At 39.2% G+C, this 18587-nt stretch carries 9 protein-coding genes, 2 tRNA genes, 3 rRNA genes and 1 pseudogene; all 15 read left to right on the top strand.

The features are described 5' to 3' along the window. Positions 1-140: 140 nt before the first annotated feature. The 15 genes and pseudogenes from ABTV69_RS17955 to ABTV69_RS17885 all read left to right on the top strand — a co-directional run bounded on the left by ABTV69_RS17955 (position 141) and on the right by ABTV69_RS17885 (position 18477). Positions 141-1467, top strand: a pseudogene (locus tag ABTV69_RS17955) (amidohydrolase). Between the two features lie 15 nt (positions 1468-1482). Then, positions 1483-2148 carry an ankyrin repeat domain-containing protein gene (locus ABTV69_RS17950; protein WP_433831200.1) on the top strand — a complete coding sequence of 222 codons (666 nt, stop codon included), beginning with the start codon at positions 1483-1485 and terminating at the stop codon, positions 2146-2148. 249 nt (positions 2149-2397) lie between these two features. Then, on the top strand, positions 2398-2841 hold the full coding sequence (locus tag ABTV69_RS17945) for a nuclear transport factor 2 family protein (RefSeq protein WP_433831198.1): 444 nt from the start codon (positions 2398-2400) through the stop codon (positions 2839-2841). A gap of 16 nt (positions 2842-2857) precedes the next feature. Continuing rightward, a complete protein-coding gene (locus tag ABTV69_RS17940; RefSeq protein ID WP_433831196.1) occupies positions 2858-3490 on the top strand; it encodes a nitroreductase family protein in 633 nt (210 codons plus the stop codon). Positions 3491-3533: 43 nt separating this feature from the next. Then, positions 3534-3914 (top strand): putative quinol monooxygenase, encoded by a 381-nt coding sequence (locus tag ABTV69_RS17935; protein ID WP_433831194.1) that lies wholly within the window; start codon positions 3534-3536, stop codon positions 3912-3914. 593 nt (positions 3915-4507) lie between these two features. Continuing rightward, positions 4508-6021, top strand: a 16S ribosomal RNA gene (locus ABTV69_RS17930). Positions 6022-6147: 126 nt separating this feature from the next. Continuing rightward, a tRNA-Ile gene (locus ABTV69_RS17925) sits at positions 6148-6221 on the top strand. A gap of 87 nt (positions 6222-6308) precedes the next feature. After that, a tRNA-Ala gene (locus ABTV69_RS17920) sits at positions 6309-6382 on the top strand. A gap of 130 nt (positions 6383-6512) precedes the next feature. Further along, positions 6513-9395: ribosomal RNA gene (locus ABTV69_RS17915) — 23S ribosomal RNA — on the top strand. A 152-nt stretch (positions 9396-9547) separates the two neighbouring features. Continuing rightward, positions 9548-9657, top strand: a 5S ribosomal RNA gene (gene rrf, locus ABTV69_RS17910). Together the 16S, 23S and 5S rRNA genes with 2 tRNA genes alongside form the textbook arrangement of a ribosomal RNA operon. A gap of 595 nt (positions 9658-10252) precedes the next feature. Continuing rightward, positions 10253-10864 (top strand): carbonic anhydrase family protein, encoded by a 612-nt coding sequence (locus ABTV69_RS17905; RefSeq protein ID WP_433831192.1) that lies wholly within the window; start codon positions 10253-10255, stop codon positions 10862-10864. Between the two features lie 9 nt (positions 10865-10873). Continuing rightward, on the top strand, positions 10874-11644 hold the full coding sequence (locus tag ABTV69_RS17900) for a DUF2490 domain-containing protein (RefSeq protein WP_433831190.1): 771 nt from the start codon (positions 10874-10876) through the stop codon (positions 11642-11644). A 70-nt stretch (positions 11645-11714) separates the two neighbouring features. Then, the gene (locus ABTV69_RS17895) at positions 11715-12797 is read left to right on the top strand and encodes a hypothetical protein (protein WP_433831188.1); all 1083 of its coding nucleotides are present in this window, start codon (positions 11715-11717) and stop codon (positions 12795-12797) included. 618 nt (positions 12798-13415) lie between these two features. Continuing rightward, positions 13416-16502 (top strand): SusC/RagA family TonB-linked outer membrane protein, encoded by a 3087-nt coding sequence (locus ABTV69_RS17890; RefSeq protein WP_433831186.1) that lies wholly within the window; start codon positions 13416-13418, stop codon positions 16500-16502. Positions 16503-16512: 10 nt separating this feature from the next. Next, entirely contained in the window at positions 16513-18477 is a 1965-nt protein-coding gene (locus tag ABTV69_RS17885; RefSeq protein ID WP_433831184.1) for a RagB/SusD family nutrient uptake outer membrane protein, read from the top strand. Positions 18478-18587 lie beyond the last annotated feature (110 nt).

Here is an 18587-nt window from a genome sequence, read left to right as displayed (position 1 = left end):
ATTTGCACTCGTTGAATATTTTTTATGAATTATTCTTGCTGTAACTATCAAATGGTACAATCTAAACTTTGAAATTGACTTTAGTTTAATTCTCTAAGTTTATATCATTAACTTTGAAACTAGATTAAATCAAGAAAATTATGGACCAGAAAAAGATATCCCGCAAGGATTTTCTTAGAAACTCTGCATTAGGCTTTGCAGGACTGTCTCTTTTACCGGGAGTTTTACATGGAGCTGAGAGAGAATTAAATGAACAAAGCAAGACTACAAAAGCAAACAGCTATACTTTAAAAAATGTCCGTTTAGAAACAGGATTTGAATACGAAGGAGAAAATGTAATTGATACAAAAACAGAGCTTTTTACGGTAGAAATCGCCGATGGAAAAATAAAGGCAATAAAACCAAATCAGCCACAATCTCAAGCGATAGACGCCAAAGGTTTATTGATGTTGCCGTCATTTCGTGATATGCACATCCATTTAGATAAAACGCTTTATGCTGAAAAATGGCGTGCAGTGCGCCGTACAGGAGGAATTAAAGGAATGATCGAGCTAGAGCAGAAAATAATGCCTGAGTTGCTCAAAAATTCTACTTATAAGGCCGAAAAGCTAATCGAGTTATTGCAATCGAATGGTTCTGGATTTGCAAGAAGTCATGTCAATATTGAACCTACTTCTAAATTACAATCTCTAAAAAATCTGGAAGTCGCTTTAGAGAATAAGAAAGATAGTTTTGGCGCCGAATTAGTTGCATTCCCACAACACGGATTATATTACACCGATTCATTGCCATACATGAAAGAGGCAGCGAAAATGAATATCGATTTCATTGGCGGTCTCGATCCTACCAATGTTGATGGTGCAATTGAAAAAACAATGGATACGACTGTTCAGCTAGCATTAGACAATAAAAAAGGAATTGACATTCATTTGCATGAATCTGGAAAATCTGGTCAAGATACCATCGAATATTTAATTAAAAAAGTAAACGAAAACCCTGTTTTAAAAGGTAAAACTTTTGTGAGTCATGCCTTTGCTTTGGCTTCATTAGATAAAAATAATCAGGAAGCTATCGCAGAAAAATTAGCGGATGCGAAAGTTGGTATTGTTTCTACCATTCCTCTTAGCGGATCAATGCCTATTCCTACTCTTCTGAAACATGGCGTAACGGTAATGACAGGAAACGACAGCATCGTAGATTATTGGAACACATTTGGAACGGGCAGTGTATTGCAAAAGGCAAATGTGGCTGCACAAATATATGGGCAAAGCTCTGAATTCGGTTTGTCTCGAATGTTGAAGTTAGCAACTGCAGGTCCAACCTTTAGATGACAAAGGTATGCAGCAATGGCCCAAAATAGGTGATGAGGCGAATATTGTTTTAATTGATGCTAGTTGCTCTGCAGAAGCAGTTTCAAGAATTTCACCGATAAAATCATTGATTTATAAAGGAAATATTGTGTATTAATTTAAATCGAAGAAAATGAAATTGCTTGTTTTAGCCTTGGGTTTGATGCTCAGCTCTTATCAGGCTTCACCCGTAGAAAATCTGAGAATAGAAATGACGAATGAAAAAGATATTTTAAAAGCCGTTCAGGAAAACAATATTGATGCAGCTGCAAAAGAGTTGCAGAACGGTGCGAGTGTCAATACAACAGACAAAAGCAAACGTTCCTTATTGCTTATTGCTACAAATAACAAAAATGTTGAAATGGCAAAACTTTTAGTAAAGCATGGTGCAAATGTTAATCAGCAAGCGGATAACTTGGATAGTCCGTTTTTGTATGCTGGAGCAAGCGGACAAACCGAATTGCTGAAATTATTTTTAGCTAATGGAGCCCGTTTCGATGTTTTTAATCGATATAATGGTTCAGCTTTAATTCCAGCTTGCGAACGTGGGCACGTAGAAACGGTGCGACTGCTGGCAAACACAAAAGGTTTTCCTATAAATCATATTAATCGTTTGGGATGGACAGGATTGATGGAAGCCGTTGTGTTAGGAGATGGAACTAAAAAATACCAAGAGATTATTCAGATATTAAAAGATGCAGGTGCAAAAATGGATATTTCGGATCACGATGGCATAACACCTTTGCAACACGCAGAAAATTTAGGATTTAAAGAAATTGCAAAGATTATTAGATCATAATATTTAAGTATGGTATTGAAATCACTTAGTTGTAGTTGCAAATAAATAATTTAAAAAATAAACATAAACATAAAGGAGCTCTTGAAGCTCCTTTTTTTATTTCCACTTCAAGCTCTTGATCTAGATCAAGTTTTTACTTATTTCTAATCAATGTACAGGTTTTGGATTAGACGCAACTTTGTAATGTTCAAAAGAAACAAACATTATAAAATTAAAAATCAAGTCAAAACAACCATTAAAAAGAATATTATGAAAGCTTCAATTGTAAATTTAAATTCAGAAAACGAGAAATTAATCCGAAAACTTTATAGTGTGGCAGAAAGTCAAGATGCAAAAGCATTTACAGAGCTTTTTGCAGATGACGGTTATTTTTGGGATGTATCTGGGGGAACCAAATATTATGGAGAAGATATAGGAAAGACTGTCGATGTTTATGCAACCGCTTTTCCAGATATGCATAGAGAACTATATGAACTTTATGTATTGGACGATCAAAATACGGTAATAGTGGAGTTATCGCTAAACGGAACACATAAAGGACCGTTACAGTTTTCATCAGGAACAATTGATCCGACGGGAAAAACAATAGAAGTACCATGTTGTGATGTTTTTAAAATCGAAAACGGAAAAATAAAGTCTTTCCATTGTTATAGTGCAGGAACAGTGCTTTTAGGTCAGTTAGGAATTTTTTAATTTAAATATTGAAATAATGAAAGATATAATAGAGCTATTAAATTGGAGGTACGCAACCAAAAGAATGACAGGAGAGAAAGTGCCAGAAAATCAAATTGACATCATTTTAGAAGCGTCTCATTTGGCTCCTTCGGGAATAGGACTGCAGCCGTATGAGATTATTGTGGTCACTGATCCGGAAATTAAAAAGCAGATTTTGCCTATTGCAATGAATCAGGCTCCAGTTACTGAATCATCACATCTTTTGATCTTCGCAGTTTGGGATCAATATACAGAGGAAAGAATCGATAAAGTTTTTGATCATTTAATTGCTAAGCGAAATACTGACTCCACTTCTTATGAGAGACAGAGGAATTTTGCCAAACAGTTTTTCGGAAATAAAAGTATTGAAGAGAATTTTCATCACGCCGCAAAACAGGCTCATATAGCTTTAGGTATGTCTATTATTGCTGCGGCGTCGCAAGGAATTGACACAACACCAATGGAAGGTTTTGATGCTGCCAGTTTGGATGCGTTCTTCGATTTACCTTCTAAAGGCCTTAGGAGCTCCATGCTTTTAGCTGTAGGGTATCGAGATATAGAAAACGATTGGAATCTTAAGAATGAAAAAGTGCGTAAACCTTTTGAAGATTTTGTCACATATATATAAGATGATGTTTCGAAATTGATTTAATAATTAAAAATGAACCGAAATGAAAAATAATATTGAAGTAGGAACTTCTACAAGTCACGACAAAACACAAACGACGGAAATAACTGTGAGTGCTTATTATAAAGTTCATCCAGAGGATAGGCAGATTTTTATAGATGCAGTTATTCCTGAAATGATTGCTGCGAATAAATTGGAAGGTTGTATTTATTATGCCTTCTCACAGGATTTGAGAGATGGGAATACTTTTCATCTTTTGGAAGGATGGAGAGATCAAGAAGCATATGAGCGTCACGAAAATTCGGAAACATTTTTAACTGCATTAAGTACAGTGGTGAGGGAAGTGAGAATATTGGATAGAGAAGGAGTGCGTTATGACATATTGAAAATGCATATTGACGACCCAAGAGGAAAAGTTTCATAATCTGAGAATAGATTTTCGAAAGAGAAAAACAACGGGATTGCCTTTTTGAGCATTATCTTGTAATAAAAATGGAGTTATTGCGATAATTAACTTTAAGTTTTTGCGGAAGAAAGAATGTTTTCAATGTTTCATAATAGGACATTTTTACTAAAAAGTATGTTAAAGTAAGAAAAGTCTTTGTTTTTTTGTAAAAGTTTTAAAATTTAAATTTAATGTTATCAATGAGTTATGAAAAAGATTGGAAAAAGATTGAAAAAAACTCGTTGAAGAAGCTTGAAAATCTAAATAAAGGTTCTACTTTTGCACCCGCAACAGCGAAAAACGTTCCTAAAAATACTGAGAGAAAAACGGAAGAAATGAGACGAAAAAAAAGTTTCAAAATTTTTCAGGTTTTGCTTGCAGGAAACAAAAAGAATTTTTAGTTTTGCACCCGCTTTGAGAAACAAGCGATGAAGGAATAAAAGACACGTTCGTAGATATATTGAATTGACAGCCGTCCCGCTTAACAGCGGGACAAAAGAAATAAGAGCAGTAGAATCGAGAGATTCGAAAAAGAACCGATAGAAGGCGTCGAATATATAATATTAAAATATACGATGAAGAGTTTGATCCTGGCTCAGGATGAACGCTAGCGGCAGGCTTAACACATGCAAGTCGAGGGGTAGGGTTCTTCGGAACCTGAGACCGGCGCACGGGTGCGTAACGCGTATGCAATCTGCCTTTCACAGAGGAATAGCCCAGAGAAATTTGGATTAATGCCTCATAGCATTGGGTAAGGGCATCCTTTTCCAATTAAAGTCACAACGGTGAAAGATGAGCATGCGTCCCATTAGCTAGTTGGTAAGGTAACGGCTTACCAAGGCGACGATGGGTAGGGGTCCTGAGAGGGAGATCCCCCACACTGGTACTGAGACACGGACCAGACTCCTACGGGAGGCAGCAGTGAGGAATATTGGTCAATGGGCGCAAGCCTGAACCAGCCATGCCGCGTGCAGGATGACGGTCCTATGGATTGTAAACTGCTTTTGTACGGGAAGAAACACTCCCTCGTGAGGGAGCTTGACGGTACCGTAAGAATAAGGATCGGCTAACTCCGTGCCAGCAGCCGCGGTAATACGGAGGATCCAAGCGTTATCCGGAATCATTGGGTTTAAAGGGTCCGTAGGCGGTCTTGTAAGTCAGTGGTGAAAGCCCATCGCTCAACGGTGGAACGGCCATTGATACTGCAGGACTTGAATTACTGGGAAGCAACTAGAATATGTAGTGTAGCGGTGAAATGCTTAGAGATTACATGGAATACCAATTGCGAAGGCAGGTTGCTACCGGTGGATTGACGCTGATGGACGAAAGCGTGGGTAGCGAACAGGATTAGATACCCTGGTAGTCCACGCCGTAAACGATGGATACTAGCTGTTGGGCGCAAGTTCAGTGGCTAAGCGAAAGTGATAAGTATCCCACCTGGGGAGTACGAACGCAAGTTTGAAACTCAAAGGAATTGACGGGGGCCCGCACAAGCGGTGGAGCATGTGGTTTAATTCGATGATACGCGAGGAACCTTACCAAGGCTTAAATGCAGACTGACCGATTTGGAAACAGATCTTTCGCAAGACAGTTTACAAGGTGCTGCATGGTTGTCGTCAGCTCGTGCCGTGAGGTGTCAGGTTAAGTCCTATAACGAGCGCAACCCCTGTTGTTAGTTGCCAGCGAGTAGTGTCGGGAACTCTAACAAGACTGCCAGTGCAAACTGTGAGGAAGGTGGGGATGACGTCAAATCATCACGGCCCTTACGCCTTGGGCTACACACGTGCTACAATGGCCGGTACAGAGAGCAGCCACCCCGCGAGGGGGAGCGAATCTATAAAGCCGGTCACAGTTCGGATCGGAGTCTGCAACTCGACTCCGTGAAGCTGGAATCGCTAGTAATCGGATATCAGCCATGATCCGGTGAATACGTTCCCGGGCCTTGTACACACCGCCCGTCAAGCCATGGAAGCTGGGGGTGCCTGAAGTCGGTGACCGCAAGGAGCTGCCTAGGGTAAAACTGGTAACTAGGGCTAAGTCGTAACAAGGTAGCCGTACCGGAAGGTGCGGCTGGAACACCTCCTTTCTAGAGCCCGAGTGTTAGCCGTTGGGCACGCTTGGGAAATAAGATGCCGACAGAGGTTCGGAATCCCGAAATTGTATTGCTCTTGCTGTTAATTTAAAAAAAAATGATAAGGAATCAAGAAGACAGAGTCTCGTAGCTCAGCTGGTTAGAGTACTACACTGATAATGTAGGGGTCGGCAGTTCGAGTCTGCCCGGGACTACTAAAAACCTGATTCAGGAAATTCTAGAGGTTATAATCCTTATTTTTTGGAATTTGGAATTTAAAAATTTGGAATTTTAAAAAAAATGGGGGATTAGCTCAGCTGGCTAGAGCGCCTGCCTTGCACGCAGGAGGTCAACGGTTCGACTCCGTTATTCTCCACGGAAGCGTAAGCTTTAAAGTTCATTGACATATTGGGATAAGAAAATAATAAGAAAGTAGAAAGCGTTTTTCTTAAGCGAAAGCATAAGGAAAACAAAACAAAACGGATCATATTAAATTATGATTTGGTGCAATAAGCAAAATAAGGGCGCATGGGGAATGCCTAGGCTCTCAGAGGCGATGAAGGACGTGATAAGCTGCGAAAAGCTGCGGGGACGGGCACACACCGATCGATCCGCAGGTATCCGAATGGGGCAACCCGCTATATTGAAGATATAGCACACCGATAGGTGGGCAAACCCGCTGAACTGAAACATCTAAGTAGGCGGAGGAGAAGAAAACAAAAGTGATTCCGTAAGTAGTGGCGAGCGAACGCGGATTAGCCCAAACCAGCATTGTTACGGCCTTGCTGGGGTTGTAGGACCGCGATATTTCATGCGCAAGGAACCGGAAGCTTCTGGAAAGGAGCGCCATAGAGGGTGACAGCCCCGTATGGGCAACGAGCGTAATGGATAGCGGTATCCTGAGTAGGGCGGGGCACGTGAAACCCTGTCTGAATTCGGCGGGACCATCCGCTAAGGCTAAATACTCCTGAGAGACCGATAGTGAACCAGTACCGTGAGGGAAAGGTGAAAAGAACCGTGAATAACGGAGTGAAATAGATCCTGAAACCATGCGCTTACAAGCGGTCGGAGCCCTTTCGTGGGGTGACGGCGTGCCTTTTGCATAATGAGCCTACGAGTTAACGCTGCTGGCAAGGATAAGTGGTTAAGCCATGGATCCGCAGCGAAAGCGAGTCTGAATAGGGCGCTTTAGTCAGTAGTGTTAGACGCGAAACCGTGTGATCTACCCATGGGCAGGTTGAAGCTGTGGTAACACACAGTGGAGGACCGAACCGGTTGACGTTGAAAAGTCTTCGGATGACCTGTGGGTAGGGGTGAAAGGCCAATCAAACTCGGAAATAGCTCGTACTCCCCGAAATGCATTTAGGTGCAGCGCTGAGGATAGTTATATAGAGGTAGAGCTACTGATTGGATGCGGGGGCTTCACCGCCTACCAATTCCTGACAAACTCCGAATGCTATATAATGTTTCCCAGCAGTGAGGGCTTGGGTGCTAAGGTCCAAGTCCGAGAGGGAAAGAACCCAGACCATCAGCTAAGGTCCCCAAATATATGCTAAGTTGAAAGAACGAGGTTTGTCTGCCCAGACAGCTAGGATGTTGGCTTGGAAGCAGCCATTCATTTAAAGAGTGCGTAACAGCTCACTAGTCGAGCGGACGAGCATGGATAATAATCGGGCATAAGCATATTACCGAAGCTATGGATTTTGCAGTGATGCAAAGTGGTAGGGGAGCATTCTGACAGGGCAGAAGGTGTATCGTAAGGTATGCTGGACCGGTCAGAAAAGAAAATGTAGGCATAAGTAACGATAATGCGGGCGAGAAACCCGCACACCGAAAAACTAAGGTTTCCACAGCTATGCTAATCAGCTGTGGGTTAGTCTGGACCTAAGGCGAACCCGAAAGGGACAGTCGATGGCCAACGGGTTAATATTCCCGTACTTCTTATTGCTGTGATGGGGTGACGGAGTGATGAAAGCGCCGCGAACTGACGGAATAGTTCGTTGAAGTACCTACCTATAAGAGATGCAGGCAAATCCACATCTTTTGGGGAAATACGATAGTACTCGGAGTCTTCGGACAAAGAGATAGTGCGCCTAAGGGCTTCCAAGAAAAACCTCTAAACTTCAGGCAGTAAGAACCAGTACCGTAAACCGACACAGGTAGTTGAGGAGAGAATCCTAAGGTGCTCGAGAGATTCATGGCTAAGGAATTAGGCAAAATAGACCTGTAACTTCGGGAGAAAGGTCGCCCCGAGCAATCGGGGCCGCAGTGAAGAGGTCCAGGCGACTGTTTATCAAAAACACAGGGCTCTGCAAAATCGCAAGATGAAGTATAGGGCCTGACACCTGCCCGGTGCTGGAAGGTTAAGAGGAGATGTTATCTTCGGAGAAGCATTGAATTGAAGCCCCAGTAAACGGCGGCCGTAACTATAACGGTCCTAAGGTAGCGAAATTCCTTGTCGGGTAAGTTCCGACCTGCACGAATGGTGTAACGATCTGGACACTGTCTCAGCCATGAGCTCGGTGAAATTGTAGTAACGGTGAAGATGCCGTTTACCCGCAGTGGGACGAAAAGACCCTGTGCACCTTTACTATAGCTTAGTATTGACCTTGGATAAATGATGTGTAGGATAGGTTGGAGACTGTGAAGGGGCGTCGCCAGGCGCTTTGGAGTCATTGTTGAAATACAACCCTTTGTTTATCTGAGGCCTAACCCCGCGATGTGGGGGACAGTGCTTGGTGGGTAGTTTGACTGGGGTGGTCGCCTCCAAAAGAGTAACGGAGGCTTCTAAAGGTTCCCTCAGCACGCTTGGTAACCGTGCGTAGAGTGCAATGGCATAAGGGAGCTTGACTGAGAGACATACAGGTCGATCAGGTACGAAAGTAGAGCATAGTGATCCGGTGGTTCCGCATGGAAGGGCCATCGCTCAAAGGATAAAAGGTACGCCGGGGATAACAGGCTGATCTCCCCCAAGAGCTCATATCGACGGGGGGGTTTGGCACCTCGATGTCGGCTCGTCACATCCTGGGGCTGGAGAAGGTCCCAAGGGTTGGGCTGTTCGCCCATTAAAGTGGCACGCGAGCTGGGTTCAGAACGTCGTGAGACAGTTCGGTCTCTATCTACTGCGGGCGTTAGAAATTTGAGTGGATCTGATTCTAGTACGAGAGGACCGAATTGGACAAACCTCTAGTGTATCTGTTGTCCCGCCAGGGGCACCGCAGAGTAGCTACGTTTGGAAGGGATAAGCGCTGAAAGCATATAAGCGCGAAACCCACCACAAGATGAGATTTCTTTTAAGGATCGTGGAAGATGACCACGTTGATAGGCTACAGATGTAAAGGCAGTAATGTCATAGTCGAGTAGTACTAATAATCCGTAAGCTTATGCACACCCTTTTCCTCCCGAGCAATCGGGAGGAGAGAACTTTCTAAAAAAAAGCTTTTATGTTTCTTTATCCCAGTATGTTAAAATATTGTTTGATTGATAATTAATAATTTATAATTAACAATTAAAAAGATTGCCCAAAGCAATTATAACTTCTTAAGGTGGTTATTGCGGCGGGGCTCACCTCTTCCCATCCCGAACAGAGAAGTTAAGCCCGCCTGCGCAGATGGTACTGCAGTTATGTGGGAGAGTATGTCGTCGCCTTTCTTTTGAAAAACCCTGTCCGAATCGGACGGGGTTTTCTGTTTTATGCCGGTTTTGGAAACTTCCAATCCGGATTTGAAAAAAATAGGAAATCGGATGGGCTTTTCTGTTTTCCGGATGGAAACCCAGCTTGGATAAAAGATAAAAGATAAAAGATAAAAGATAGAAGATAGAAGATAGAAGATAGAAGATAGAAGATAGAAGATAGAAGATAGAGCTAGATGTTTGTAAGGGCATTTTAGCTCTTTTTTGTATAGAATATTTGAAACATTCAATTTAAACTTGCTTTAGATTGTCTAAACTAAATTAGAAATAGACAATTAAGGTTTTTGTTTTTTTTCAAAAGTTTAATAAACAGTTTATTTTTGTAAGTTATTGGTATTTAATATTTAAGTTGTTTTTTGATGCCCTCTTATTTGCTAAATTAGTAAATATTAATACTAAAACACTTACTATGAGAAATGAATTACTGTGCTTGGCTTTGTGACTTGCTTTATTTTCTTGCAAAGAGAAGACTGCTAAAACCGACACAGCACAATTAGAAAATGGTGCTGTAAGTAAGCCGTTAGCAAATCAGCCTGTGCTTCGTGAAAAGGTTTTGAGTGCAGCTGAACAGAATGCACTTACGCCAGATTTGGTGATTACTACTCTTAAGGATGGCAATAAGCGTTTTATTAACAACGATCTTACCTTGCGCGACCATTCTTCCATGGTGCGAAATGCTATTGAAGGACAGTTTCCTAAAGCAGTAGTGCTGTCATGTCTTGATAGTCGTATTCCTGTTGAGGATGTCTTTGATCGTGGTATCGGAGATATATTTGTTGCAAGAGTGGCTGGAAATTTCTCTAATACGGATATTTTGGGAAGTCTTGAATTTGGCTGTAAAGTTTCGGGGGCAAAAGTTATACTTGTACTAGGTCATGAGTCGTGTGGTGCTGTTAAAGGGGCAATAGACAATGTTCAATTGGGGAATATTACACCTATGCTCGCTAACATTAAGCCAGCTATTGCCCGAGTAAAGGACTTTAAAGGGGAAAAATCTTCAAAAGATGCAGCATATGTAGAAGCAGTAGCAAAGGAAAATGTATTGCATACTATCGAAACTATCAAAGCTAAAAGTTCGATACTTAAAGAGATGCAGGATAAAGGAGAGATAAGAATAATCGGAGGATATTATGATCTTCATACTGGTCAAGTTGAATTTTTGTAAATAGTTTATATGAGGTACTTTTTTGATGTTTTTATATTTGATTTTGGAAGAAAAGGAAAGCTTCTAGTGTTCCTGTTTTTCTGCAGTTTTTTTGTTTCTGCTCAGACCGACAACACTTTTACGGGGTGGGGAGCCGTTTTTGCTTCTTATAAACTGAATGAGAAGTTTAGTATTCATTTTGATGGACAATTGAGGAGTACCGATGAATTGGAGCACGTGCAAAGCTTTATAATACGCCCAGGATTAAATTATCATGCTTCTAAAAATATTGTATTAACCATAGGGTATGCTTATGTAGGAAATCGGCGTGTTGTAGAAATGGTTTCTGATATGGTGCCTGAACATCGTATATGGGAGCAGTTTATTTATAATCAAAGATTTAAAGGTGGTCATTTTACTTCATTACAGCATCGTATTAGATTGGAAGAGCGATTTATTGGTAAATCTTATTTGAAAAATGGATCATTGGTAAATGACGGTTCTGAGTTTTCTCTACGTTTACGTTATTTTCTGCGAACCATCTTTCCATTACAACAAACCGAAAATTTTACCGATGGCGCTTTTGTGTCACTGCAAGATGAACTTTTTGTAAATCTTGATAACGCACCAACATTAACCAATGGAGGATTTTTTGATCAGAATAGAGCCTATACCTCTTTGGGATGGCGTTTTAATCCAAAATTTGATTTAGAAGTTGGTTATATGTATCAATATATAAACGGCAGGAATGTCAATGTAAACAACAATATTATTCAATTAGCCGCGTATTTGAGGCTTTAGTTTTCTTTTTTATTTCACGTAAGAATATTATAAAAAAACGATAATTTTTAATAATCAATGATTAAATAGTATGGAGAATATTGCACAAAAGTTAAAAAAGCTTGGGGAGGAAAATGGTAATCCATGTATTACAATTTCATTTAATACGCATCGTACACATCCGGACAATGAACAAGATCGAATTCTTCTTAAGAAATTTATTAAAGATGCTGAAGAATTAGTGATTGAAAAGCATGGTAAACGTCCTGGAGCTGAATTATTGGATAAGCTTTCTCGAATAACAGATGAAATTGATATAAATGCTAATTTAGAAAGTCTTCATATTTTTATTTCTGAAAATACAGAGGAAGTTATTAGAAGTATTTGGAATGTTCAAGAGAATGAAGTGTATCTAGGAGATCATTTTATGATTCGTCCTCTAATTAAAGCGTCAAATAGGATGGAAGAGTATTTTATTCTTGTCTTATCGGCTGGGGGAGTGCAGCTTTATGAGGCAGTGACAGAAAATATCGTAGGAGAAGTTAGAAATGAAGATTTTCCTTTTGCTAAAACACCACATTATATAACACATGCCGATAAAGCAAGTGATGCAAAACAAGGAGATAATATGTTGAGAGAGTACTTTAATAAAGTGGATAAAGCTCTTATCAAGGCTGTAAAGCAAAATAAGCAAGAAGTGGTAGTAGCAGCAACACGTAGTAATTTTGATCTTTTGAAGCAAGTTGCTGATCTGCCGGAGATTTATAAAACGCATGTAGATTTGAATTACAACGAATCTAAACCACATCAATTAAGCGAGGCTGCTTGGAAAGAAGTGAAAGAATTGCTTTTTGAAAATCGCACTAAAGCTATAGCGGAGGTTCAAGATGCTGTAGGCGCAGGAGGTGTAATTACTGATTTGCAGGAAATTTACCAGGCGGCTATAAATGGTAGGGGAGAGCTTTTGGTTGTAAATCAAGATTATTCTCAACCTGCAGTAAAATTAGATCAAGAGAAATTGCTTATTACTGATGATTTAAATCTTCCTGATATAGAAAAAGATATTATTAGCTTTATCTCTTGGAAAGTTACCTCTCAAGGCGGAAGAGTCATTTATACCAGACAGGAAGAATTAAATGATTTAGGAAAAATAGCTTTGAAAGTAAGGTATTAAGTTAGTTTTATTATTTAACACTAAATAGAGCCTGAGAGTATAAATTCTCGGGCTTTTTTATGGAATCTCTATTTCTTTTTAATAGTAAAGGTGTGATTATCTTTAAAAATGGAAAAAAAGATATTTCTAAGATATTATTCTTCTTTTTAAAAATGCGTTGCAATAAAGTAAGGAAAGGAAAATTAGATTAAAATAGGCAACCGATTGTTTATTCGGCTTCTTTTAAAGTTAAAATTTTGTTTTCCGAGCTTGAAATAACACAAAATTAGCTGTTTGTTTTTGTTTTAATAGTATTATTTTTTCAAAATAAGTTTTTTTTACCCTATTTTGAATTAAACCCCTTTTTATTTTTTCGATAATTTTAAAGCTGTAATTTATCTTTTTTAAGGAGATTAAGCAGCTGTCTATTGATTTATATTCAAATAATTTAAACTTAAAATATGGTTAATGTTTTTTTATGCGTTATTTTTTGAATAATAATTAAATAAATAATTACACAACCGATTGTTTTTTTAAAAAAAGATATATATTTGTTCTAAGAACTTAGTGTTTTTTGAAAGTAAGTTCTACAAGCTAACTAAACCATAAACCATATTTTAATTATTTAAATCAATTTTTATGACTAACTTTTTTGTTACAAGTCAATCAAAGCTTCTCAATAGCTTTGGTTTTTTGATCTTAATGTTTGTCTTTTCGATTCATTCGAATGCACAGACCACAGTCACGGGAACAGTTTCAGATGATAAGGGGCCAATTCCTGGTGTTAACGTAAATGTAAAAGGAACCAAAAGTGGTGTTAGCACTGGTTTCGATGGGACTTATTCTATTGAAGTACCTTCAAATGGTGTACTTGTTTTTAGTTTTTTGGGTTTTACAAGCCGTGAAATTGGAGTCAATGGACAGAAAAAAATTAATGTAACGCTACAGGAAGATTCCAATAATTTGAAAGAAGTTGTAGTGATTGGATATGGAGCGCAACGTAAAGAAGCGGTTACAGGTTCTGTTGCTTCGATTAAAGGAAGCGAAATACGAGAGGTTCCTTCTGCAAACATTACCCAGTCAATGCAGGGACGTCTTCCAGGTGTTCAGATTACACAGACTTCTACTAAACCGGGTGCGGCTATGCAGATTCGTATTCGTGGAACACGTTCATTAACAGCTAGTAATGATCCTCTCGTGGTGCTTGATGGTATTCCTTTTTCTGGAACTCTAGCAGATATTAGCCCTGAAGATATTAAAAGTGTTGATATATTAAAAGATGCATCTGCTACGGCTATTTATGGATCTCGAGGTGCAAACGGGGTAATTTTGGTTACAAGTAATAGAGGAACTAAAGGACAGAGAACTTCAATCGCTTATAATACCTATACTGGATATAAAACCGCTGTAAAATATCCTATGATGGAAGGGCCTAAATATGTTGAATTTCGTAAGCTAGCAGGAAAAAATCTTGTTAACGGAATTGATGAAGCTGATGATGTCAATACAGATTGGCAAGATCTGTTTTATAGAACGGGTATTGTAACGAATCATGATATTGCGGTTACAGGGGGAACAGAAAATGGAAATTATAATGTTGGTGTGAATTATTATAAAGATGAAGCTGTAATTCCGGGATCGGAATATAATAGATATTCGATTCGTGCAGCTTTAGATCAGGAAATCGGTATTTTTAAGATTGGATTTTCTTCCAATAATAATTACAGTATAACTGATGGTGCAAGTCTTGGAATGTACGGTGTTTTAAGTATGTCTCCAATTGCTAATCCGTATAATGAGGATGGATCGTTAAAAAGAACGGTAAAAATGCCGCAAGACGAAAATTGGGTATACACAAGAGAAAGCATGAGAAATCTGGGTGATAAGTGGGCAGATAGTAACAAAGCTTTTGGTTCTTACAATTCTATTTATGGTGAATTAAAAATACCAGCAATCGACGGGTTAAAAGCTCGTGTGAATTTGGGAGGGAATTACAGAACTAGCAATTCTGGCACCTATACTGGTATTGGGGTTTTTAATTCCAATCCGGATAATCCAAATGTGGCTTCTATTGGTAATTCGCAATCTACAAGCTGGACGGTAGAAACGTTATTGACTTATGATCATACCTTTTCTCAAAAGCACAAAATAAATGCGTTGGCTATGTATTCATCAGCACAGGATACGTACAATAGTTCCTTAATTTCAAGAAGAAATATCGCAGGAGATAGCTTTCAATATTTTAATTTAGGTCAGACTTCAACAGGAGATAATGATGATATTACTATAAATAACGGTAATCAGACGTATACTCAAAGTGGTTTGATTTCGTATATGGCTCGTGCAATGTATTCATATGCAGATCGCTACATGATAAGCGCCACGGTACGTTCGGATGCTTCTTCGCGCTTGGCTCCTTCTAATCAATGGCACACGTATCCAGCATTCTCAGTGGGATGGAATATTAATAAGGAATCTTTTATGAAGAATGTAACATGGATAAATGCATTAAAGCTTAGAGGAGGTTACGGGCAAACTTCAAATCAATCTGTGGCACCTTATGCTACCCTTGGAAATTTGAGTACAAGACCTTATAATTTTGGAGCGACAAATGCAACAGGTTATTACGTATCAACATTGCCAAACCCTGAGCTAGGTTGGGAGTATTCTATTACGACAAATTTCGGACTTGATTTTTCTCTTTTTAATAACCGATTATCTGGAACGGCGGAATATTATACTACAGACACAAAAGATCTTTTGTTGAGTGTTAATCTTCCTGTAACTTCTGGTGTTAGTTCGTATGTAGGAAATGTAGGGTCAACTCAGAATAAAGGTTGGGAGTTAAGTCTGAATGGCGTACTTCTAGATAATTATAATGGATGGACTTGGGAAGCTGGTGTTAACTTCTACAGCAATAAAAACAAGTTAGTATCTCTTGCTTCAGGTATGACTGAAGATCAAAATAACTGGTGGTTTGTTGGAAAACCTCTTAATGTAATTTACGATTATAAGAAAATAGGCCTTTGGCAAACCGATGCTGAGGCAAAACAATATGAAGGGCCTGCAGGTCAAGCGGGTATGATAAGAGTGGCTTATACAGGCGATTACAATGCTGATGGAACGCCAACCAGATTGATTGGAGCAGCAGATAGACAGGTTTTAAATGCTGATCCAGATTTACAAGGAGGTTTTAACACTAGAGTGGCATATAAAAACTTTGATTTAAGTGTTGTAGGTCTTTTTCAAAGCGGAGGTATTTTGAACAGTACACTTTATGGCTCTAATGGATACTTAAATATCAATGATGGAAGACGTGGACAAATTGATGTTGATTATTGGACACCAGAAAATACGGATGCGCAATTTCCAAAACCAGGTGGTCCAACAGAAAGCAACAACCCAAAATATGGTTCTACTTTAGGTTATTTTGATGGTTCATTTGTTAAGCTAAAAACAATTACGCTTGGATACAGTTTGGATAAGCAATGGATCAAGAGTGCGGGAATGGAAAAATTAAAACTTTACTGTACGATACAAAATCCATGGGTAATATATTCTCCTTACCATAAAGTATCAGGAATGGATCCTGAGACAAACTCATATGCAAATGATGGAACAAATATGGCTGTAGCTTATTCAGGAAACTTAAGCCGTTTATTAACCGTGGGATATAATACGCCTCAGTCGCGCAATTTGATTTTGGGACTTAGTATAATTTTTTAAAAAGACAGTAATGAGACATAGTATAGTAAAAAAGTGTATTGTAACGGCATTTGCTTCAATTTTTTTGGTAGGATGTTCGGATAATATTTTGGAAGAAAAGCCGAGAGCAATTTTTACCCCAGATTATTTTTCTACTAAGGAAGGTGTAATGGGAGGAATAACATCGATGTATGGTCACCTGAGATATATGTATGGAAGTGGTTATTTCTTAAACACAGGACAAATTGCAACTGATGAGTCAACTTGGGGACAGAATTCGGATGGGAATGTAAAGAACTTAGACTTTTCAGGAGTTGGTGTGATTAGTGCTCAGACCAGTAACACAGGTATAGTATGGGGGGCTACTTTTCCAAATATTAATACAGCAAGTGGTGTAATAGAAAATGCTTCTAAAATTGGAGACATATCTCCGGCATTAATTGCAGAAGCAAGATTTTTCAGAGCTTTTGATTATTTCTTGTTGGTTCAGACTTTTGGTGGTGTACCGTTGGATTTAGGAGCAGGCGAATTGAGATTTAATTCTTCTACCGTACGAACTTCTGTTCGTAATACAGTTCCTGAAGTGTACAGTAAGGCGATCTTCCCGGATTTAAAAAAGGCTATAGAAGATTTACCTGTTTCTGGACGTGTAACAGGAGGGCTCACTAAAACTGCAGCACGTTTTTATTTGGCTAAAGCATATCTGACATTTGCATGGTGGCTTGAAAACCCAAATAATATTCCGACTTACCCAGCAAGTGATCGTAAAGATTTAGATGGGCATGATGCTGCTTGGTATTACCAGCAAGCTTATGATGTGGCAGTAGAAGCAATTAATAATCCAGGTCCTTTTGGATTAGTTTCTTCTTTTTATGAATTAAGTGTAGGAAAGAATGACCGTAATAAAGAGATGCTATTATATGCGGATCATACAGAAACCAGTTCGCTTTATAATGGTGGTGATCTTAGTTACAGTGGAGGAGGTTTTAGTACCGATTATTTTGCAGGATGGTTTGGACAGTTTAATTATACCGGAGTAAGAAGTTCGTCTAGCAAAAGCAGTTGGGCGGCAGTAAGTTCGGTACAACGTGAAGCAGAACAGCATTTGGGTAGGCCTTGGACCATGTTGGCGCCTCCTATTGATGTATTTAAAAAGACATTTGCAGACAAAGTAAATGATTCGAGATATGACGGTACCTTTACCACGGTATATCGTGGAAACTGGGCAAAAGCAGGAATTACTGCACCAGTGTTATACAATGCAAATTATCTTCCGATTGCAAATGGAGATGCAGTAGTTACTTTTTTAAATGATGACACTCCTGGAATTGATTATTCGAACTCAGTATTTAATAGTTCAATTGGAGCAGGAGTTTTACCAGGAAGAGCAGATTTTGTAATTGAGCCAAGTGTGATTTCTAGAATATGTTACCCAGGAAACTGGAAATTAGGACCTTATCGAACAGACAACGGAACAGGTTTAGGCTCTCCTAACGGAAGTAGCACTCGTCCGTTTCCGGTAGCTAAGTTTTCAGAATTGTATTTTGTAGCTGCAGAAGCTGCTGTTAAAGGTGCTAGTGTACAAGGAGGAAAAACGGCAAGAGACCTTATCAATGTAATTCGTGCTCGTGCAGGAAAATGGACTTTTGATAATAATGGCAATAAAGTTAAAACGCAGGATAATAGTGCTGCAATGACGGCTGCAACTCCATTGGTTATCGATATTGATTATATCCTAGCAGAACGTTCTAGAGAATATTTTGGAGAAGGATACAGATGGTATGATTTAGTGCGTACACAAAAATGGACACAATACGGAAATTCATTTTCAATTGCGGGAGCTACTAATCCAAACGATTGGAAAGATCATAGTGTTAAGGTAGTTACAAGAACAATTTCGCCTGAAAATTATCTTCGACCAATACCAACAAGTCAGCTTGATGGGATGCAGATGTCGGCAGAAGAAAAGGCAGCTTATCAGAATCCTGGCTATTAGCCATTTTATCATAAGGTTAGTTAAGTTAGTGGAGAGTAGGAGCAAAAGTTTATCTTTTGCTCCTATTTAATTTTTAAGAATTGTCTCGAACATCTAACAAAAGAACTAAG

This window comes from Flavobacterium anhuiense (genome assembly GCF_050990855.1).
GTDB lineage: Bacteria > Bacteroidota > Bacteroidia > Flavobacteriales > Flavobacteriaceae > Flavobacterium > Flavobacterium anhuiense_C.
The sequence above is the reverse complement of the archived record's forward strand: the minus strand, read 5'-3'. Positions and strand labels throughout refer to the sequence as shown.